Annotated in this window: 1 protein-coding gene; it reads left to right on the forward strand. The window is 37.3% G+C overall.

Annotated features, from left to right (window positions below):
- A partial coding sequence (locus tag R7P74_RS28585; RefSeq protein WP_318124065.1) for an ATP-binding response regulator occupies positions 1 to 495 on the forward strand: 495 nt, incomplete at its 5' end.
- Positions 496 to 549: the final 54 nt, after the last annotated feature.

Raw genomic sequence — 549 nt, forward strand, 5'->3', positions numbered from 1 at the left:
ATGAGAGGTGAAATCTCTGTAAAAAGCCGCGAGAATGAGGGTTCTGACTTCACCATTCGAATTCCAGTTTTAACACGTTACAACCAAAGCCGTCCTGTAAAAATTGAGCATAATAGACCAAACAAAGCTCTAAACTTGCTTATTGTCGAAGACACTCAATCAAATCAACTTGTCATTAAATTGATTCTTAACAAGCTTGGCCATAATGTTCATATTGCAAGCCACGGCGCAGAGGCGCTTACATTTCTTGAAGAAAACGATACTCAAATTGATATGATCTTGATGGATGTCTCGATGCCAGTAATGGATGGAATAACAGCAACTAGGCTGATTAGAAAGAAAGGAATTACAATTCCAATCGTCGCTTTAACAGCGCACGCGCTAGAAAGTGATAAAGATAAGTGCTTAGACGCTGGCATGGATAGTTTTGTATCAAAGCCAGTTCGCAGGCAAGATATCTATGAAGCTATACAATCATTAATAGAAACGGCGTAGTCATTAATATAGATCTTAACAATCGATAGATTATTAAGATCTATATTAAGTATT

The organism is Vibrio sp. 2033, assembly GCF_033339735.1.